Origin of the sequence: Candidatus Sulfuricurvum sp. RIFRC-1, from assembly GCF_000310245.1 — a bacterium.
Classification (GTDB): Bacteria; Campylobacterota; Campylobacteria; order Campylobacterales; family Sulfurimonadaceae; genus Sulfuricurvum.
Genome location: NC_020505.1, coordinates 1,841,639 through 1,862,935, shown reverse-complemented (window position 1 = coordinate 1,862,935; position 21,297 = coordinate 1,841,639). Strand labels below are relative to the sequence as shown.

The following is a 21,297-nucleotide window of genomic DNA, read 5'->3' as shown; positions in this document are numbered from 1 at the left end:
CTTACATAATTAATAAGCGCATTATAGCGTATTAGGGGTGAGTGTAATTTATGAGGTCCCCATCAATGAGAACTTTCCCACCATTTCGGAGAAGTTGCAGAGCGTTTAACTCTTCTATGATTGTTCCCATAAACAAGGCTTTGAGGTGCATAACATAGAGGGAAAAATTATCCCTTTTGCATTTTTTTATTTCGTCTGCAAGAAGTGCCGGTGTAAGGTGTTTACTGTCATGTGCCAGTTTGGCAAAGCTGGAAGGAAAGGATACTTCTGTGATGAGGGTATGAATATTGGGACGCTCTTCGAGAAGTTCCCAGATTCGATCGCATTGATAGGTATCGGCAGTAAATAAAAGAGCGGAGCTATTTTTTTCGATGATGTAACCACAGCTCCCTTCGGTATGGTTGGTTTTAAAAGGGGTGAGGATGACATCATCGATGGGATAAGGGTGTTCGAGATCAAGTTCGATGAGTTCTATGGTTTTATCGGTATGTCCGATGAGGGTAATTTCTTCGAAATTGGGCCAAACACGGTGATTGAAAATAAATTGGCGCAGATCATCGAGCGTTGCTTTGAGTCCATAAATTTTGAGAGAGATACTTTTCTGGGTGACAAAAAGATCGGCGAGAAAAGGGATATCGATAATATGATCAAGATGCGAATGGGTGAGAAAAATATGCTCTATCGTAAAGATATTATCGCCAAACGTATTAATGATGTTTCCGGCATCAATGACACAATGTTCGCTGACGCGTAAACATGTCGTTCCCTGTGTGGGGGTTCGGGTGCCGCCGGTTCCTAAAAATTCGATGCTTTCCATATCTTCACCCTTGCGCTATGAACGTAAATTATAATACAAATCGTGTGAATTTACGTTTTAAAAATAGGTGATCGTTTTATAGGCAGCTAATGTTCGATAAATTGGAGCAAGTTGTGTTATCCTTGCTGAAGATATAACATACGTATGCGCAAAGGAATCCGATGTCGCTCAAAGTTGTCCTCTCCCATAAAACTCATTATGCCTTTGATAAACCGATCAATCTTTCTCCTCATGTGATCCGTCTCCGTCCCGCTCCCCACAGCCGTACTCCTATTGAAGCCTATTCGCTTAATATCAAACCGGATGATCATTTTATCAACTGGCAGCAAGACCCGTTCGGGAACTATCTCGCACGGATTGTTTTTCCCGAAAAAACGACTGAACTTTCCATTGATGTTGAGGTATTGGCGGAACTCGTGAGTATCAACCCGTTTGATTTTTTTGTCGAAGAGTATGCGACCAATTTTCCGTTCAAATATAAAAAGGAGCTCAAAAAAGAGCTGGCTCCCTATCTGAAAGTTACCGAAAGAGGAAAACGTCTCAGCGAGTTTGTTCACTCTATCGATTTGACTCCGCGTTCCATTAATGATTTTTTAGTAGAGTTAAACAGTAAGATTCATCAGTATCTAAACTATACCCTTAGAATGGAGCCTGGAGTTCAAACGTGTGCTGTGACACTCAAAGGTAAAACAGGTTCGTGCCGCGATTTCGCATGGCTTTTTGTGCAGGTGCTTCGTCATTTGGGTCTTGCGGCCCGCTTTGTTTCCGGGTATCTCGTTCAGCTCTCCGCCGATGTCGCCTCATTGGACGGTCCGAGCGGTCCGGTGGAAGATTTTACCGATCTGCATGCGTGGACGGAAGTTTATATCCCGGGTGCGGGGTGGATCGGTTTGGATGCGACGAGCGGTCTTTTTGCGGCAGAGGGGCATATTCCGCTGGCGTGTACCCCAAATCCTGAGAGTGCCGCTCCGGTCGAGGGGGCGATGGACAAATGTGAGGTGGAATTTACTTATTCCAACACCGTCACGAGAGTCTTTGAATCTCCCCGCGTAACGAAGCCATATCGTAGCGAGCAGTGGGAAGCAATCGATCAACTGGGGTATCAAGTCGATAAAGAGTTGCTGGAGAATGATGTTCGCCTTACGATGGGGGGAGAACCGACATTCGTCTCTATCGATGATATGGAATCATCCGAATGGAATACCGAAGCGGACGGTCCTCATAAACGGGAGTTGGCCAATGTCCTCTCCCGCAGATTGCTCAAAAGTTTCGGCAAAGGGGGATTGCTCCACCACGCTCAGGGGAAATGGTATCCGGGTGAGCCGTTGCCTCGTTGGATGTCTACGATTATTTGGCGTAAAGACGGTCAAGCGATTTGGAACAACCCTGATCTATTGGCGAGTTTGGATCAAACCTTCGATTACGCTCCTGAAGATGCGCGGAAATTTTTAGCCAAACTTTGTCTGAATCTGGGGATCAGCGATAAAAATATCCATGATGCCTATAACGATCCCCTTGTTGCACTTCTCCAAGAATCATTGTTGCCGATCGATATCGATCCGATGAAAGTGACGTTAAAAGATTCATTGGAACGCCGTGCCTTGGCAGAGAGCCTCTCAAGCGGGATTGATAAACCGGCAGGATTTGTATTGCCTCTGAATTGGGGAACAACACGCTGGGTAACGTGCCGATGGGAATTCCGACGCTCACAGCTTTTTCTTGCACCGGGTACTTCGCCTGTCGGGCTTCGTCTTCCTCTCGATTCATTGACCCATAAACCGCATATAGAGCTGGAAGAAAGTTTTGAACCTGATCTCTTTGGGGCTTTCCCTTCGTTAGGTGAATATCACAGTGCGGTAAAAGCACGTGCGGAGAAAGTGAAGAAAACGACTAAAAAAACTGCCGATTACGAGGTCTTTGTCCGTACGGCACTCAGTATTGAGATACGCGAGCAAAAACTTTTTATTTTCCTCCCTCCGATTACCAATACCGAAGCCTTTTTGGATCTGATCGCTTCGATTGAGGAGACGGCGGAAGCACTGAAAATGGCGGTGATGATCGAGGGGTATGAACCACCGAACGATCTGCGGATCGAGAAGATGCGTGTCACTCCCGATCCGGGGGTTATCGAGGTCAATATCCATCCGACGTCGAGTTGGGGCGAACTCACCGGAGTGATTGATACACTCTATGAAGAGGCGCATCAATCACGCTTGGGAACATTGAAGTTTATGCAAGACGGTAAACAGATGGGAACGGGGGGCGGAAATCACGTCACGATCGGTGGTATCAGCCCGAGTGACAGCCCGTTGCTCCGTAATCCTGATCTTTTACGCTCCCTCATTACGTTTTGGCAGCACCATCCGAGTTTGTCGTATCTTTTCTCAGGTCAGTTTATTGGTCCCACCTCTCAGGCACCGCGTGTCGATGAGGGGCGGTTGGAAAATCTTTACGAACTTGAGATTGCGTTTAATCAAATCCCTGAGGGTGGTGAAGTACCGTTTTGGCTTACCGATCGACTCTTCCGTCATATGCTCACCGATTTGACCGGAAATACCCATCGAAGCGAGTTTTGTATCGATAAACTCTATTCACCTGATTCTTCGACGGGGCGGTTGGGGATTTTGGAACTTCGCGGATTTGAGATGCCGCCGCACGCGCAGATGTCGCTGATGCAGATGTTACTGGTCCGTACACTCGTTTCACTCTTTTGGAAAAAACCGTACAAACACAAGTTGGTACGCTGGGGGACACAGCTGCACGATAAATTTTTGATCGAACATTATGTTCGTGAAGACATTCGTGACATTGTGGAGTTTTTGCGCTCCGAGGGGTATGGATTTGAAACCGACTGGTTTAATCCGTTTTTTGAATTTCGATTTCCGCTTTATGGGATGAGTACGATCGAGGGGATTCATTGTGAACTGCGTGGAGGTATCGAGCCGTGGAACGTATTGGGAGAAGAATCGAGCTCGCAGGGGACCGCCCGTTATGTCGATTCATCGCTGGAGCGGGTACAGGTACGGGTACGTGATTTCGTGAGTGAGCGTTATGTCCTCACCTGCAACGGGGTACGCGTTCCTCTCGTCTCTACGGGGATTGAGGGGGAATACGTCTCCGGGGTGCGCTACCGTGCATGGCAGCCGTGGTCGGCACTCCATCCGACCATCGGGGTTGATACGCCGCTTGTGTTTGACATCGTTGATACGTGGAACCGCAGATCGATGGGAGGATTCACCTATTTTATCGCCCATCCGGGTGGACGCGCGTACGATACTTTCCCGATCAATACCCTAGAAGCGCAATCACGCCGTATCAGCCGCTATTGGGGATTTGGCCATACTCAAGGGGAGATAGACGAGGTACACGAGCCGATCAAACAGGACCTCGCAGGCGAAGAGGGGACTTCACGCAAAGTATTAGCCCATCCGAAACAAAAAACGTTTACGTATCAGGAATTGCCGGGATCACTGGAATACCCGCATACCCTCGATCTGCGCCGAAAATGGAGCCCTAATGCACAATAAGATAAAATTCGTTACTTTATTGAAAAGGTAAATGGATTGAACTCTATGTTTGAACGCTATTCTCAAAGCTCATTGTATGATGAGATGTTTGATCAGGATAAAAATATCCGTCCCCATTGGGAGGCGTTAAAAAACAACCTTGAAAAAATCGGTTTGGAACAACTCACTACCAAACAAAAAGAGATCGACTGGCGTTTGGAAGATAACGGTGTTACTTACAATGTTTATAACGACCCGGGAGGATTAAATCGCCCGTGGAAACTCGATCCGATCCCATTGGTTATCGAAGAATCGCAATGGAAGATTGTCGAAGAGGGGCTAAAACAGCGCTGCAAGCTCTTTAATTTTTTGCTGCAAGATATATACGGGGAACAGAAAACGATCAAAGACGGCATTATTCCGATGGAAATTATTTATGCTCACGGCGGCTTTATGCGTGAAATGCACGGGATGAAAATCCCCTTGAGTATTTACGCTGCCGATATGGCACGGGGGCCGGATGGGAAACTGTGGGTGATCAACGATCGTACACAAGCACCATCGGGTTTAGGATATGCGATTGAAAACCGTCTTACGATGAACGCAACGATGCAGGATCTTTTTGAGGGGATTTCGGTTCAGAGGCTGTACGATTTTTTTGAAACGTTTAAATCTCTTTTCCAAAATAACAGTCGAAATTTTGATCCTCTTAATATTCTTCTATCCCCCGGACCGCACAATGAAACTTATTTTGAACATGCTTATCTCAGCTCTTTTTTAGGACTTACTCTCGTTCAAGGGCAGGATTTATTGGCTAAAAATGGAGCCCTCTGGCTTAAAAGCCTCAAAGGGCTTCGCCGTGTCGATACGATTTTACGCCGTGTGGATGAAAACTATTGTGATCCGTTGGAACTTCGTTCTGATTCGCAGCTGGGTGTCGCAGGTTTGGTTCAATCGATCAGATCCGGTGGCGTAGGAATGATCAATCCACTGGGAAGCGGAGTATTGGAAAATTTGGGATTGAACCCTTTTATGCCGCATCTGGCCCGTTATTTTCTCGATGAAGAGCTTATTTTGCCTCAAATCGCTACGTGGTGGTGCGGTCAAGCCAAAGAGTTAGAGTTTGTGTTGGAAAATATGGAACGTCTCATTGTTAAAACAATCGATCGTGTGGATGAAAAACATACTTTTGTGGGTAAACAACTGAGTAAAAAAGATCTCACTAGCTTACGAAAAGCGATTCTTGAACAGCCGCATCGTTATGTCGGACAAGAGGAAGTGGAGTTCGCTAATTGCCCTACATTGATCAAAGAATCGATTGAACCTCGAAAAGCGGTGATTCGTGCCTACACAATAACCCAAGAAGATACTTATACTCTGATGCCAGGAGCATTGGTACGGGTTGGAATGAATATCGACTCACTGATGGTATCCAACCAATTCGGAGGGAGCAGTAAAGATTTATGGGTACTGGGTGAATCATACAGTGTTCCGTTGAGCCCAATATTTCATTCCAATGCCGCTTTTGAAAATTCGTTTGAAAACATTCCAAGCCTTCGGGCGGAAAATCTTTTTTGGTTGGGACGATATTTAATGAGGGCGATCATTACGGCGCGTATGATCCGAACTACATTGAAATACATGACGAATGCCTCTCGGTATGATCATATTTCAAATCGCCAAACGCAGGAGATGTTGAGTAAAACACTGACCCATGTAACGATGACCTATCCGGGATTTTTGGAAGAAAACAGAGCGATTTCACCATTTGATGAAATTGCATCGGTCAGTTTTAATGGGGGACGGGTTGGAAGTTTGGCACAAATAATGACGATGCTCTCTGGCACCAACACGTATGCCAAAAATCTTTTACCTTTGGAAGCCTCCCGTATTTATGAGCGTATGACTCATGAATGGAATCAATTCTGTCGCGAAGAGAAACCGCATCCCCGTTATATGATCCATAACCTTGATAAACTGTTGATGCAGTTAATGGCCTACAAAGAACTTATCCAAGAGAGTTTGTTCGCAGATCAGGGATCGATACTCTATGAGATCGGTGCACGAATAGAGAGATCACAATTGTTGATCTCAAAAGCGAGAAGTTTGCTCACTCCGGCGTATGATGGCGTGAGTGAGTATGAAGTCTTAGAGACATTGCTCGGCACCTGTGAGAGTTTGAACGCTTATCGTGCCCGTTACCGTTCATCGTATGATATGCGTAACGTCATTGAATTTTTACTGCTGGATATCAATTTCCCTAAATCATTGATCAGCGAGATTGATGGATTGATGAAATTGCTTCCTCAGTTGCCGAAGTTTAAAAATGCTACCTATCTTACAAGATATGAAGAACCGATATTTGAGGCATTTTCAATGATACGCTTGAGCAAACCGGATGATCTTGCTGCATTGGCGGAGGATGAATACATTAGAGCTGAGCTTGATACGCTGTTGTCACAACTCTCATCCAGATTGCTCCTAGCTTCGGGTGAGTTATCCAAGACCTATTTTGCCCATTATGATGAGTAGCCAATGATTTATACAATTTACCACAGTACCCGATTCGTTTATCAACATGAGGTGGGGTTTAGCCATAACCTCATTCGACTTCAGCCTAGAGATACTGAAATTCAAAAAGTACTCAATTTTGATCTCACCATTGAGCCTATCGCCGCTGAGATAGAGTCGTATGACGATTTTTTTGGAAATCACCTTCATCATCTCTTGGTGCGGGAACCTCATACGATACTCAGTGTAGCGGCTCAGTCGCGGGTTGAAATCAATTTTAATGCCTTAGAACGCCTTCAGGAAAATACGCAGAGGGTAATTGCCCTTACCTTTGCGCAGGCACAGGAGCGGATGATGTTTCTCACCCCTGAAATTATCGAAGCAAAACAATTTTCGCTAAAAAGCCCGCTGTTGCCGATTGCTTCAGTAGAAATTGTAATGTACGCTTTGGAATCGATTAAACCTGAACGCTCGTTATATGAGGGCGTTAAGGAATTTATGGGACGGATATTTACGGATTTTTCCTTTGTCAGCGGGTTTAGTGATCTCAGTACCCCTGTGGAGACAGTTTTTACGGAGAAAAAAGGGGTGTGTCAAGATTTCGCCCATTTTGCATTGACTGCATTGCGCGGAGTTGGGTTATGTGTCCGTTATATGAGCGGTTATATCGAGACAACACCGCAGGAAGGTTCAGAGAAACTGTTTGGCTCCGATGCATCGCACGCATGGTTCTCCGTCTTTTTCCCGGGATTTGGATGGTTTGATTTTGATCCGACGAACAACATGGCCCCGCTTGATCAACATATCCTTTTAGGATTTGGTCGTGATTATGGAGACATCTCTCCAATGCAAGGAGTAGTGAGCGGAAGCGGTTCGAGTCATTTAGGGGTGATGGTGGATGTCTCTTTGGAATAAATTTTCCCGAAACCCTATATATAATGAAGCGTTTGATACGTTTGGAAATCTTTTTCGAAATTCTCTAAAATTTCTTCCCAGAAGCTCTTGACTTCTTTCCCTTTTTCCCCTATAATTCCCGTCCACAAACGATGAGACGCTTCGAAAAGAAGAGTTAAGTTTGAGTTTGAGATCATTGAAAACTAAGTAGGTCAAACGGTTCGAGACGGTGTCTTCGAGACGTTGACCTTATGTCAACACAATACAACAACCGTCTATTTACTTTGATTGGGTTAACCAATCACCAAAAAGTAAAATAGATAACAATTTATGAAGCCAATGATTTTAACATCTTGGGTCATAGGATTGGACAAACCAATTATGGAGAGTTTGATCCTGGCTCAGAGTGAACGCTGGCGGCGTGCCTAACACATGCAAGTCGAACGATGATGGAGAGCTTGCTCTCCTGATTAGTGGCGCACGGGTGAGTATACCATAGATAATGTACCTCTTAGTTCGGGATAGCCACTGGAAACGGTGATTAATACCGGATACTCCTTCTTACTTTAAGGTAAGTCGGGAAAGTTTTTTCGCTAAGAGATCAGTCTATGTCCTATCAGCTAGTTGGTGAGGTAATGGCTCACCAAGGCTATGACGGGTATCTGGTTTGAGAGGATGATCAGACACACTGGAACTGAGACACGGTCCAGACTCCTACGGGAGGCAGCAGTGAGGAATATTGCACAATGGAGGAAACTCTGATGCAGCAACGCCGCGTGGAGGATGACGCATTTCGGTGTGTAAACTCCTTTTAAGAGGGAAGATAATGACGGTACCTCTTGAATAAGCACCGGCTAACTCCGTGCCAGCAGCCGCGGTAATACGGAGGGTGCAAGCGTTACTCGGAATCACTGGGCGTAAAGGGTGCGTAGGCTGGCTTCTAAGTCAGATGTGAAATCCAATGGCTTAACCATTGAACTGCATTTGAAACTGGGAGCCTAGAGTTCAGAAGGGGCAGATGGAATTAGTGGTGTAGGGGTAAAATCCGTAGATATCACTAGGAATATCAAAAGCGAAGGCGATCTGCTGGGATGATACTGACGCTGAGGCACGAAAGCGTGGGGAGCAAACAGGATTAGATACCCTGGTAGTCCACGCCCTAAACGATGAATGCTAGTCGTCGGGGAGCTCGTCTCTTCGGTGATGCACTTAACAGATTAAGCATTCCGCCTGGGGAGTACGGTCGCAAGATTAAAACTCAAAGGAATAGACGGGGACCCGCACAAGTGGTGGAGCATGTGGTTTAATTCGAAGATACACGAAGAACCTTACCTGGCCTTGACATGGTAGGAACCCTTAAGAGATTAGGGGGTGCTAGCTTGCTAGAACCTACACACAGGTGCTGCACGGCTGTCGTCAGCTCGTGTCGTGAGATGTTGGGTTAAGTCCCGCAACGAGCGCAACCCTCGTCGTTAGTTGCTAACAGTTCGGCTGAGCACTCTAACGAGACTGCCTTCGTAAGGAGGAGGAAGGTGAGGACGACGTCAAGTCATCATGGCCCTTACGGCCAGGGCTACACACGTGCTACAATGGGGCGTACAAAGAGCTGCAATACCGCGAGGTGGAGCCAATCTCTTAAAGCGTCTCTCAGTTCGGATTGTTCTCTGCAACTCGAGAACATGAAGCTGGAATCACTAGTAATCGTAGATCAGCTATGCTACGGTGAATACGTTCCCGGGTCTTGTACTCACCGCCCGTCACACCATGGGAGTTGATTTCACCCGAAATCGGGATGCCAAACTGGCTACCGCTTACGGTGGAATTAGCGACTGGGGTGAAGTCGTAACAAGGTAACCGTAGGAGAACCTGCGGTTGGATCACCTCCTTTCTAAGAGTAACGACGAATCCTTCATTGGATTGCGTCATCTTAAAAAATCTCACAGAAGTATTGTCTTGACCGTTTACCTACTTAGTTTTCAGTGATCCATGTTATTTGACATAATACATATGGGTTTGTAGCTCAGCTGGTTAGAGCACACCCCTGATAAGGGTGAGGTCGATGGTTCGAGTCCATTCAAACCCACCAGATTTTAAGACATAAGCATAAAGCTTTCGGCTTCACGTACTAGAGTACGCTTTGCCTCACCTTTATACTTCTTTCTCAAAATCACGATCACTTATCTGGGGAATTAGCTCAGCTGGGAGAGCGCCTGCTTTGCACGCAGGAGGTCAGCGGTTCGATCCCGCTATTCTCCACCAGATCTAGATCAGAATACAAAGTCTGATTCAAGTACTTAATTTAGAGTATTTGAATTAGACTTTAAAAGTCTAATGTTATTTGAATTATTATTGTTAAGTCGTCAACTAAATATGTTTGACATAGAGAAATCTATGAGAAACAAATTTAACATAATACAAAGAGATTTGTATTACGTAACTACAAACACATTTCACCGTCTTATTCTTAATAAGGCGGTGAGCGCAAATTAGAAAAAGATATTAAGGGCCATAGGTGGATGCCTTGGCTGGTAGAGGCGATGAAGGACGTATTAGGCTGCGATAAGCCTCGGGGAGCTGCCAAAGAGCTTTGATCCGGGGATTTCCGAATGGGGCAACCCAACATATCGAGAGGTATGTTACCCTACGGGGGGCGAACTCAGGGAAGTGAAACATCTCAGTACCTGAAGGAATATAAATCAAACGAGATTCCCAAAGTAGCGGCGAGCGAAATGGGATTAGGACAAACCGATTGCTTGCAATCGGGGTTGCGGACTGCATACGGCATTGCGAGTCGATAGAAGAATGAGTTGGAAAGCTCGACCATAGAGGGTGATAGTCCCGTACTTGAAATTGACAGACAGCTAGCAGGATCCAGAGTAGGTCGGGACACGTGTTATCTTGACTGAAGCCGGGGGGACCACCCTCCAATCCTAAATACTACTACCAGACCGATAGCGAACTAGTACCGTAAGGGAAAGGTGAAAAGAACTGCGGTGAGCAGAGTGAAATAGAACCTGAAACCTATGGCTTACAATCATTCGGAGCCCTATTCTTTATGAAGGGTGACGGACTGCCTTTTGCATAATGAGCCTGCGAGTTGTGGTGTCTGGCAAGGTTAACCTCACGGGAAGCCGTAGCGAAAGCGAGTCTTAATAGGGCGAATTAGTCAGATGCTGCAGACCCGAAACTAAGTGATCTATCCATGAGCAGGTTGAAGCTGGTGTAAGAGCCAGTGGAGGACCGAACCGGTGGGTGTTGAAAAACCCTCGGATGACTTGTGGATAGGGGTGAAAGGCCAATCAAACTTAGTGATAGCTGGTTCTCTCCGAAATATATTTAGGTATAGCCTCGAGTCGTAACATGAAGGGGTAGAGCACTGACAGGGCTAGGGCTGCTTACCGCGGTACCAAACCCTTTCAAACTCCGAATACTTCATGCGTAATCTCGGGAGTCAGGCGGTGGGTGATAAAATCAATCGTCAAGAGGGGAACAACCCAGACTAACAGCTAAGGTCCCAAAGTCGTATCTGAGTGGAAAAAGATGTGGAGTTGCTGAGACAATCAGGAAGTTGGCTTAGAAGCAGCCATCCTTTAAAGAAAGCGTAACAGCTCACTGATCTAGCGATTCTGCGCTGAAAATATAACGGGGCTAAGATACGCACCGAAGCTTTAGATTCGTATTTATACGAGTGGTAGGAGAGCGTTCCAAACAGCGTTGAAGGTATACCGGTGAGGAGTGCTGGAGCGTTTGGAAGTGAGCATGCAGGCATGAGTAGCGATAAAAGCAGTGAGAATCTGCTTCGCCGTAAACCCAAGGTTTCCTACGCGATGCTCGTCATCGTAGGGTTAGTCGGGACCTAAGTCGAGTCCGAAAGGGGTAGACGATGGCAAGTTGGTTAATATTCCAACACCGACAATTGTTCGTTTGAGTGATGGGGGGACGCATAGGGCTAATCGAGCTCACTGATGGAATAGTGGGTCGAAGGACGTAGGCTGAAACATAGGCAAATCCGTGTTTCATTAGGCCGAGATCTTACAGGCCGAGCAAAATCTTCGGATTGCGCTTGGAATCGATGATGCCGTCGTGCCAAGAAAAGCCTCTAAACGAGAACAATTGTCGCCCGTACCGTAAACCGACACAGGTGGGTGAGATGAGTATTCTAAGGCGCGTGGAAGAACCCTGGTTAAGGAACTCTGCAAACTAGCACCGTATCTTCGGTATAAGGTGTGCCCTAAGTATGTGAAGGAGCTAGCCTCTGGAGCAGAACCGGGTCGCAGCAAAGTGTCCCTCCCGACTGTTTACCAAAAACACAGCACTCTGCTAACTCGTAAGAGGATGTATAGGGTGTGACGCCTGCCCGGTGCTCGAATGTTAAAAGGATGTGTCAGCGCAAGCGAAGCATTGAATTGAAGCACGAGTAAACGGCGGCCGTAACTATAACGGTCCTAAGGTAGCGAAATTCCTTGTCGGTTAAATACCGACCTGCATGAATGGCGTAACGAGATGGGAGCTGTCTCAACCAGGGATCCAGTGAAATTGTAGTGGAGGTGAAAATTCCTCCTACCCGCGGAAAGACGGAAAGACCCCGTGCACCTTTACTATAGCTTGACATTGCTATTGGGATACTTTTGTGCAGGATAGGTGGGAGCTGTTGATGCTGTGACGCTAGTTGCAGTGGAGGCAATCTTGAGATACCACCCTTGAGTATTCTGATAGCTAACTCGCATGCGTTATCCGCATGGAGGACACTGTCTGGTGGGTAGTTTGACTGGGGCGGTCGCCTCCTAAAAAGTAACGGAGGCTTACAAAGTTCGGCTCAGAAGGGTTGGAAATCCTTCGTAGAGTATAATGGCATAAGCCGGACTGACTGTAAGACAGACAAGTCGAGCAGAGTCGAAAGACGGTCATAGTGATCCGGTGGTTCTGTGTGGAAGGGCCATCGCTCAAAGGATAAAAGGTACGCCGGGGATAACAGGCTGATCTCCCCCAAGAGCTCACATCGACGGGGAGGTTTGGCACCTCGATGTCGGCTCATCGCATCCTGGGGCTGGAGCAGGTCCCAAGGGTATGGCTGTTCGCCATTTAAAGCGGTACGCGAGCTGGGTTCAGAACGTCGTGAGACAGTTCGGTCCCTATCTTCCGTGGGCGCAGGAGAGTTGAGGAGAGCTGACCCTAGTACGAGAGGACCGGGTTGGACGTACCACTGGTGTACCAGTTGTTCTGCCAAGAGCATCGCTGGGTAGCTACGTACGGATGTGATAACCGCTGAAAGCATCTAAGCGGGAAGCCAACTCCAAGATGAACTCTCCCTGAAGTTCCCTTGAAGACTACAAGGTTAATAGGCTAGGTGTGTAAGAGAAGTAATTCTTTCAGCTGACTAGTACTAATAGAACGTTCGTCTTTTTTACATATGATTTGTGCTCTCACCGCCTTATTAAGCATAAAGGTGAAATGCGAATGCAGTTACGAGTTGTTGACGACTTAACAATAAAAATACATCTAACAAAACTCTCAGAATAGAGTCTATCTCGGTAGATCCTCTTCTGAGTGTTCAGGTGGCTATAGAGAGGGGGAAACGCCCGGTCCCATTCCGAACCCGGAAGCTAAGACCCTCATCGCTCATAATACTGCATCTTTCAGGTGTGGAAACGTAGGTCGCCGCCTGGCCTCAGATTTATCCTTCTTTTCTAACTTCTTTTTTAAACAATCACAAGCACACCTTTTTACAATCACATAAACATAAATACTATCTTATTGTTGTTATTAAATTTGACAATTATATTTTTACAAGCTACAATCTAATACTTTAATTAATTGAGGTTAGATATGGTTAAAATACTCACAATTCTTTTGCTCATTTTTTCCCTTGCTATGGGTTCGGTCAATATCAACAAAGCTAATTCAGCACAGCTGCAATCTCTGAATGGCATCGGTCCGACCAAAGCACATGAAATTTTAAAATATCGTAAAGCTCATGGCGGATTTAAAAGTGTAAATGAATTGGTAAATGTAAAAGGAATCGGACCTAAAACACTGCTCAAGCTAAAATCTCAAGTGAGTATTCGCTAAGGAATATATACCTTATCAATCATTTCGTTGTATTCGCTTAAGCAATCACTATCTGCTGTGAGTCCGCCACCGCTCTTATAAATCAGTTTTCCCTCAATGTTTTCAATAAATCGGATAGCCACGGCGCTGTAGAGATTTTTACCGTCAAAGCGGCCAAATATACCTGTAAAATATCCTCGATCGTATCCTTCGATCTCTTTTATTATTTCTACCGTTTTTCTCTTTGGTGTACCGCTGATACTTCCCGCAGGCAACAGGGCGGAAATGATTCCTCCTATATTGTCTTTCCAGTTGCTTTCCAATCTACCTGAAATATGTGAACTTACTTGGTGAAGTTTTTTATCGCCTGCATTGATTGTGGTGATGTAGCGGAACTTTTCGACTTTAATCTCTTTGGCGACAATTCCTAAATCATTACGGAGCAGATCAACGATCATCGTATGTTCAGCTAGTTCTTTGGGGTCATTCAAAATGGTATCGATTGCATTAAACAACGAGGCATCGATTGTCCCTTTCATCGGGTAGGTATGTATAGTATCTCCCTCAATCGTGATAAAAGGCTCAGGTGAGAAGCAGACAAACTGATCCCTCACGCGAAGTTTATAAGGGGCATGAGCCATCGTGTAGATCTCTTTTAGTGTGTACCCGGGTTCAATGGGGGTGGGTTGTGTCAGATTGAGCAGGTAGGTATTTCCGTTTCGGATATTCTCTTGGACCACATCGAATTTCTGGCGGTAATGCTCGAATGAAACAGGTAAAAAAGGCGGTTTATGGGGTGCATTTGTGGTATCGGAGCCGCTGTTAAAAGCAAACTCAATGTCTTTTTCGTGAAGCTCTTCGAAGGTGAAACAATGGAAGTTTTCTCCGATGAAGTCGGTATAAAAAAAACAAGGAACTCCCGATGAAACGAGGGAGCTGAAACGTTGGAGCATTAGGCGATAAGTGCTTTAAGAACAGCCATACGTATGGCTACACCGTTGCGTACTTGCTCTAAAACTTTACATCTTGGGTCGCCCAGCATCATGTCATCGATATCGATATTTCGGTGTACCGGCCCCGGATGAAGGAGAATGAGATCCCGATTTCCGACAAGTTCATGGGTAATACAGAAATCTGATCCGTAGTCTTTGAGTGAGCCATAGGTTTGATGAGAGTGTCGTTCGGTTTGGGTGCGGAGGCTCATGATAGCATCGACATCATCGATTACATCGTGAAGATTATGGGTCATTTTGAGATGAGTGTCGGGGAGAAAATGGGGTGGTGCTACCAGTGTAATATCCATCCCGAAACGGGTCAATAGCTCGATATTGCTGTTGGCAACGCGAGAGTTTTTAATATCTCCCACGATAGCGATTTTTTTTCCTTGAACATCACCGAAATGACGACGGAGGGTAAAGAGATCAAGGAGTGCCTGCGTCGGATGGGCATGGGCACCGTCTCCCGCATTGATGATGGAAGCATGAGTGTGTTCGGCGAGGATATTCGGAACTCCGGCGTGTGCATGGCGGACAATCATCGCATGGGGACCCATAGCATCGAGATTAGCTGCCGTATCGACAAGGCTTTCCCCTTTTTGGGTAGAACTTTTTTGAACATCCAGATGAACGACTTCGGCTCCGAGACGTTTGGCTGCGATTTCAAACGAGCTTTTGGTTCGGGTGGAGTTTTCGAAAAAGAGGGTAATAATGATTTTCTCTTTGAGGATAGGATCGAATTGTCCTGCTAAATAGTGTTCCGCATCTTGAAGTACCTGAAGAATTTGTTCGGTTGTAAAGTCGTCTGTACGGATAAGATGTTTCATAGTTATTTCCTCGTATTTATGATGTAATTGTATCTAAAAGTACTTTGGCTATGGTATCAATATCTCTATTTATCTGATAGATAGTTTTATATCGATGAGTGAAATAAGGGAGTGATGTTATTTCAAAATCAGTATCGTCAGTACGGCAGTTTAGGCCCCAAATAAAAGGGAGTTTAGCATTTTCGAGAGCTTGGATACTGAGGAGAGTATCGTTAATGCATCCTAGAGTGCAATGGGTTACCAAAAGGGTCACGGCATTAAAATAGCGTGGAAGATCGATCATCATACTCTTCTCATCGATCGGAACCATTAGCCCGCCCGCCCCTTCGATGATGACAATATCACACAGTGCTTCGATTTTGGCTAACGCTTTGTCAAAAATGCTCAAATCAATGGCTTGCCCCCCATTGGCTACATATGGAGCTGCAGGAAGGGGTAACTGGAGGGTAACAATGTCTGCTAATGTTAAAGAGGACAACGCTGGATAGCAGGCTAATGCGGTTTGAAAAAGGGTGTTTCCATCGGGCGCAAGGGTGGTAACCCCGGTTTCAATCGGTTTGTAGACACCGACACGCAAGCCTAAGCGAGTGAACGCTTCAATGAGTAACTGAGAGGTATGGGTCTTGCCGATATTGGTGTTAGTAGCGGTTACAAAAATTCGTTTAGACAAGGCAATACCCTTTTAGGTTATAATTGCCCAATTTTAATATAGGTTTGATGATGAATCGCTTTGAAGAGTTTACAACCCGCATTGTTCAGCAAGTAGGGAAAAAAGAGGGCCCAGTCAGTCCGGTTATGGTTAATTCCGCGTCGTTTGGATACGGCAACAGTGAGACAGGTGAAGGGATTTTTGAGGGATCGGTCAAAAAACCGCTTTATGCGCGTGTCGGTAATCCGACATCGGCACAGCTGGAACAGATTTTAGCCTCTATGGATGGAGGGATCGGTGCAGTTGCCGCCTCTTCAGGGATGGGAGCAACAGCCATGGCGACGCTGAGCCTTTTGCGTGCGGGAGATGAGATTATCAGTATCGGCGGATTATTCGGCGGAACCTATTCGTATTTTTCCGAAACACTCACCCGATTTGGGATTACACCCCATTTTTTCGATGTCGATGAGCTTGACGCTATCGAAGAAGCGATTAATACGGCGACGAAAATACTCTTTTTGGAAAGTGTCGGAAATCCCAATATGCGTCTTCCCGATATCGCTAAAATCGCCGAGATCGCAAATCGTAACGGAGTAGTGCTGATGGTTGATAATACCATTACGCCACTGAGTGTTGCACCGATAGCGTTGGGGGCGGATATTGTGGTCTATTCGACGACTAAAATCATTACCGGAAATGCTTCTGCCCTGGGTGGTGCGGTGATTTTCCGCGCTATTTCAGAGGGTGAGGACAAATTTAAAGGGGATCGTTACCGCGACATCCACCCGTTTATCAATAAAATGGGAGCCATGGCTCTGGTAGCGAATGCCAAAAAACGGGCATTGCGTGATTTCGGGATGTCGGCAAACGGATTTGGAAGTTATCTCACCCTACTGGGATTGGAAACTTTGCCGTTGCGGATGGATAGGATCATTACAACGGTTGAGACGGTGGCTCGTGGATTACAGGAGAGAGGATTTAACGTCAACCACCCGTGTTTGGCACATCATCCTCATCATGAACGTTATTTGAGCCAATTTCCTAATGGATGCGGAACTCTTCTAACCATTGATATGGGGAGTAAAGAGAGAGCATTTGAATTTTTGAATCGTTCTAAACTTATTACTATTACCGCCAATATAGGTGACAGCCGTACTTTGGGGCTTCATATGGCTTCAACGATTTATCGTGATTTTGATGAAGCGACACGGGAATTTTTAGGGATAACAGCAGGGCTTATTCGTATTTCGATTGGCTTGGAAAGTGCTGAAGCGATTATCAATGATTTTGGTAACGCGGCAAAAATTTAAAAAGATTCGGTATAGTTCAACCATGGCTACCAAACACGAACACGCGACAAGTTTAGATTTGATTTTAGAGCATCCAAAGCAGTACAATGTTTTTTTGCTGAATGACGATTACACATCCATGGATTTTGTGGTCGATATTTTGATGAAAATTTTTCGGCGTAATTTTCAGGATGCTCACGCAATCATGATTGAAGTACACCAAAAGGGTCGCGGTTTATGCGGAGTATATCCTTACGAAGTGGCTGAGACAAAAGTACATCAGGTTGGGACATTGGCGCGTGAAAACGGATTTCCCCTTAAAGCGATAATGGAGGAGGCATAACCATGGTGAGCACGGAACTCAATGTGATTTTCCAAAAAGCGGTTGCATTTGCACGGCATCAGCGTCATGAATATCTCACGATCGAACATGTGATGCTTGCGCTGTTGAACTCTCCTGATGGTGAAGCGATAATAAAAGCATGCGGTGCGGATGTGGAGATTATTCGAGAATCGTTGGGTGCCTATTTGATACAGACGATGGAACCTTTACCCGAAGATATAGAGCAAGAACCGTTTGAGACAGTGGCATTGGCTCGAATGATTGATGGGATGATGCATCATGTTCGAAGTGCTCAAAAAGAGGTTGCCGATGTGGGAGATCTGATTGCTGCCGTATATGAAGAGCATCATACCTATGCCTGTATGCTCCTTGAAGAGTATGGCATCAGCCGTGTTGATGTTCTCGAAGCGATCTCTCATCGTGATATGGAGAGTGCGCAAGATGACTCCAAGAGTGAAGGGGCGTTGCAAAAATACGCTATTAATTTGATTGAGCAGGCCAAAAAAGGGAAAATCGATCCTGTTATCGGGCGTGTCAATGAAATTGAGCGAGCCATCCAGACCTTGTGCCGCCGTAAGAAAAATAATCCGCTCCTCATTGGTGAACCGGGTGTCGGTAAGACGGCAATTGCGGAAGGATTGGCATTGCGTATCGTCTCTGGCGATGTTCCTGCATTACTCGAAGATGCTGAGGTTTTTGCCCTTGATCTGGGGGCGATGTTGGCGGGGACGAAATATCGGGGAGATTTTGAAAAACGGCTCAAAGCGGTAATGGATGAAGCTGCGGCCCACCCTAATGCTATTCTCTTTATCGATGAGATTCATACTATTGTCGGAGCCGGTGCAGTAGGTGGCGGGAGCATGGACGCATCGAATCAGCTCAAGCCAGCCCTCGCTTCGGGAATTCTCAAGTGTATGGGAGCGACGACTCATGCCGAGTATAGAACGGTGTTTGAAAAAGATCGAGCTCTCAGCCGCCGTTTTTCTCGTATCGAGGTGGGAGAACCGAGTGCAGATGAGAGCTTTTTGATTCTCAAGGGACTCCGCGCGCGGTATGAAAAACATCATGGGGTAAAATACACCGATAAAGCGCTCCGTAGTGCGGTAGAACTCTCAAAAAAATACATTACCGACCGTTTTTTACCGGATGTGGCGATTGATTTGATCGATGAAGCCGGGGCATCATTTCATCTCAAATCCCATAAACGTACCACGATTACTCCGCATGATATTGAGACGGTAATTGCTAAAATGACGGGGATGCCCACTTCAAAAATGGGAACGGATGAGCGTGAAAAACTCGCATCCTTGGAGTCAGAGCTTAAAGCGCTTGTCATCGGTCAGGATCAGGCGATTGAACAGGTAGTCAAATCCATTAAACGCTCGTTCGCCGGCCTCAGTGCTGTCCATAAACCGATCGCATCCTTTTTGTTTTCCGGTCCGACCGGAGTTGGTAAAACCGAGTTGGCGAAATCGTTGGCTGAAACGATGGGGATCTATTTTGAGCGGTTTGATATGTCCGAGTACATGGAAAAACACGCCCTTAGCCGTCTCATAGGTGCCCCTCCGGGGTATGTGGGGTTCGAGCAGGGGGGATTGCTGGTCGAGACCGTACGAAAGCACCCGTACATGGTATTGCTGCTCGATGAGATCGAAAAAGCTCATCCCGATTTGATCAATGTATTGCTTCAGGTGATGGACAGTGCGACATTGACCGATAACACGGGCTTTAAAGCCAATTTCGCCAATGTTGTCCTCGTTATGACCTCGAATATCGGAGCCAGTGAACGTACCGTAATGGGATTCAATGCGGACAGCTCTATCTCCCGTCATGAAGCCCTAAAGAGCTTTTTTACCCCCGAATTTCGTAACCGCCTCGATGGGGTTATTGAATTTGGATCTTTGCCGATGAGTGTCGTCGAGGGAATTGTCGATAAATTTATCCGACAACTCAATACTCAGCTCAAACCTAAAAAAGTGGTTGTGACTCTGAGTGATAAAGCAAGAGAGTATATTGCGAAAATCGGGTACGATAAAGCGATGGGGGCACGACCTCTTGGACGCGTTATTTCGGACATAATTAAAGATCCGCTTGTTGATGAGATGCTCTTTGGGCGTTTGCTACAAGGGGGAAAAGTATCGGTGGATTATACCGATCAGTTACTATTCGATTATGCGGTATGATTCCTCGTCTTACCCACCGCCTCTCATTTCCTAATCCTCTTGATGCCTCCGAAGAGGGGATCGTCACGTACGGCGGGGACCTTTCGCCTTCGCGTCTTATGCTGGCTTATCGTTCCGGGATATTTCCATGGTACAGTGCAAACGATCCTATTCTGTGGTGGTCTCCCGATCCGAGGTTGATATTAGACCTGGATGATTTTAAACTGAGCCGTTCATTACGTAAAAAAATCCCTCAGTTTGAGATTCGTTTTGACAGTGTATTTTCACAAGTGATCAATGAATGTTCAACTGCTCCGCGTCGCGGACAGAAGGGGAGTTGGATCGTACCTGAGATGATCGAAGCGTATGAGACGCTACATGCCCTCGGATATGCGCACAGTGTTGAAGCGTTTCAAAACGGTGTTTTAGTCGGAGGGCTTTACGGAGTAAGTGTCGGAGGAGTATTTTGCGGTGAGTCGATGTTTGCAAAAGTTTCTGATGCTTCTAAAGTAGCATTCGCTGTTTTAGTAGAATATCTTAGGGAATGGGGATTTGAATTTATCGATTGTCAGGTTCCAACCAACCATCTCAAAAGTTTGGGGGCAAAAGAGGTTTCAAGAGAGTCTTTTTTAAAGCGTCTTTATGATGCTTCAACTGTACCAATGGGAGAAAGACTTTGGAAAATAGGAAATATTTAAGGTTTATTTCTCTATACTCTTCGTTAATTCTTATGAAAAAAGGGGTCTCTATGAAAAAAGTTTTAATCAGTATCGCAGCAATCGCTGCTCTCGCAACGGCAGGTTATGCAACGGTTAACAATCAAACAGGATGCGGTCTTGGGTCGCAGATCATCAAAGATGACAGCTCTGCGGTCATGTTGGCGCTTCAAGCAACGACCAATGGTACATTGGGTAACCAAACCTTTGGTGTTACTTCAGGGACATCAGGATGTAAAAAAGCCAATTTAGTGATGAATGAGCGTGCGGCAGAGTTTGTAGCCTCTAACATGGATCAGCTCTCTCGTGAGATCGCTATCGGTCAAGGTGAGAGTGTTTCAACGCTTGCAGAGCTTTTGAATGTGGAAGACAAAGCCGCATTTGCTCATGCATTACAAGCAAATTACAATGCAATCTATACGAGTGAAAAAGCCGATATGGCAACGGTTCTTGATAACGTTTCTACTATCGTAGGTTAAGGTTTATTTAACATCATCTCCCGTTATTCCCGACGTGATCGGGAATGACGAAAATCAAGGT

At 45.9% G+C, this 21,297-nt stretch carries 13 protein-coding genes, 2 tRNA genes and 3 rRNA genes; 14 read left to right on the top strand and 4 right to left on the bottom strand.

All coding sequences use genetic code 11. From position 1 onward, the window contains the following. Positions 1-31: 31 nt before the first annotated feature. Positions 32-817, bottom strand: coding sequence for an MBL fold metallo-hydrolase (locus tag B649_RS09390; protein WP_015654286.1), 786 nt, complete (start codon positions 815-817; stop codon positions 32-34). Positions 818-978: 161 nt separating this feature from the next. Between B649_RS09390 and B649_RS09385 the strand changes: the two genes are divergently transcribed. The 9 genes from B649_RS09385 to B649_RS09345 all read left to right on the top strand — a co-directional run bounded on the left by B649_RS09385 (position 979) and on the right by B649_RS09345 (position 13,797). Beyond that, complete coding sequence (locus tag B649_RS09385) at positions 979-4,344, top strand: transglutaminase family protein (protein WP_015654285.1); 3,366 nt, start codon at positions 979-981, stop codon at positions 4,342-4,344. Between the two features lie 45 nt (positions 4,345-4,389). Then, positions 4,390-6,855 carry a circularly permuted type 2 ATP-grasp protein gene (locus B649_RS09380; protein WP_015654284.1) on the top strand — a complete coding sequence of 822 codons (2,466 nt, stop codon included), beginning with the start codon at positions 4,390-4,392 and terminating at the stop codon, positions 6,853-6,855. Positions 6,856-6,858: 3 nt separating this feature from the next. Continuing rightward, positions 6,859-7,749: a transglutaminase family protein gene (locus B649_RS09375; protein ID WP_015654283.1), complete on the top strand. Its 891-nt coding sequence runs from the start codon at positions 6,859-6,861 to the stop codon at positions 7,747-7,749. A 357-nt stretch (positions 7,750-8,106) separates the two neighbouring features. Next, positions 8,107-9,616 (top strand): 16S ribosomal RNA (locus B649_RS09370). 121 nt (positions 9,617-9,737) lie between these two features. Then, positions 9,738-9,814 (top strand) — tRNA-Ile (locus B649_RS09365). Positions 9,815-9,911: 97 nt separating this feature from the next. Further along, positions 9,912-9,987, top strand: a tRNA-Ala gene (locus tag B649_RS09360). 230 nt (positions 9,988-10,217) lie between these two features. After that, positions 10,218-13,136: ribosomal RNA gene (locus B649_RS09355) — 23S ribosomal RNA — on the top strand. Positions 13,137-13,279: 143 nt separating this feature from the next. Next, positions 13,280-13,395, top strand: a 5S ribosomal RNA gene (gene rrf, locus B649_RS09350). The 16S, 23S and 5S rRNA genes sit together here with 2 tRNA genes alongside, the layout of an rRNA operon. Positions 13,396-13,554: 159 nt before the next feature. Continuing rightward, complete coding sequence (locus B649_RS09345) at positions 13,555-13,797, top strand: helix-hairpin-helix domain-containing protein (RefSeq protein ID WP_015654281.1); 243 nt, start codon at positions 13,555-13,557, stop codon at positions 13,795-13,797. On the opposite strand, the gene B649_RS09340 is transcribed toward B649_RS09345, so the two are convergent. Genes B649_RS09340 through bioD form a run of 3 tightly spaced genes read right to left on the bottom strand, consistent with a single transcriptional unit; the run spans position 13,794 to position 16,268 of the window. After that, positions 13,794-14,729: an aminodeoxychorismate synthase component I gene (locus B649_RS09340; protein ID WP_015654280.1), complete on the bottom strand. Its 936-nt coding sequence runs from the start codon at positions 14,727-14,729 to the stop codon at positions 13,794-13,796. The two genes, B649_RS09345 and B649_RS09340, sit on opposite strands and share 4 nt — an antisense overlap. Next, positions 14,729-15,598 (bottom strand): aspartate carbamoyltransferase catalytic subunit, encoded by an 870-nt coding sequence (locus B649_RS09335; RefSeq protein WP_015654279.1) that lies wholly within the window; start codon positions 15,596-15,598, stop codon positions 14,729-14,731. Before B649_RS09335 ends, B649_RS09340 begins: the two co-directional genes overlap by 1 nt. 16 nt (positions 15,599-15,614) lie before the next feature. Next, entirely contained in the window at positions 15,615-16,268 is a 654-nt protein-coding gene (gene bioD / locus B649_RS09330) for a dethiobiotin synthase (protein ID WP_015654278.1), read from the bottom strand. Between the two features lie 47 nt (positions 16,269-16,315). On the opposite strand from bioD, the gene B649_RS09325 reads away from it, so the two are divergent. Genes B649_RS09325 through B649_RS09305 form a run of 5 tightly spaced genes read left to right on the top strand, consistent with a single transcriptional unit; the run spans position 16,316 to position 21,236 of the window. After that, positions 16,316-17,557 (top strand): aminotransferase class I/II-fold pyridoxal phosphate-dependent enzyme, encoded by a 1,242-nt coding sequence (locus tag B649_RS09325; protein WP_291750886.1) that lies wholly within the window; start codon positions 16,316-16,318, stop codon positions 17,555-17,557. A gap of 22 nt (positions 17,558-17,579) precedes the next feature. Next, a complete protein-coding gene (locus tag B649_RS09320; RefSeq protein WP_041192713.1) occupies positions 17,580-17,879 on the top strand; it encodes an ATP-dependent Clp protease adaptor ClpS in 300 nt (99 codons plus the stop codon). Positions 17,880-17,881: 2 nt separating this feature from the next. Beyond that, on the top strand, positions 17,882-20,062 hold the full coding sequence (clpA, locus tag B649_RS09315; RefSeq protein WP_015654275.1) for an ATP-dependent Clp protease ATP-binding subunit ClpA: 2,181 nt from the start codon (positions 17,882-17,884) through the stop codon (positions 20,060-20,062). After that, the gene (aat, locus tag B649_RS09310; RefSeq protein WP_015654274.1) at positions 20,059-20,739 is read left to right on the top strand and encodes a leucyl/phenylalanyl-tRNA--protein transferase; all 681 of its coding nucleotides are present in this window, start codon (positions 20,059-20,061) and stop codon (positions 20,737-20,739) included. The genes clpA and aat overlap by 4 nt, the downstream gene beginning before the upstream one ends. Before the next feature lie 50 nt (positions 20,740-20,789). Further along, positions 20,790-21,236, top strand: coding sequence for a DUF3015 family protein (locus B649_RS09305; RefSeq protein ID WP_015654273.1), 447 nt, complete (start codon positions 20,790-20,792; stop codon positions 21,234-21,236). Positions 21,237-21,297: the final 61 nt, after the last annotated feature.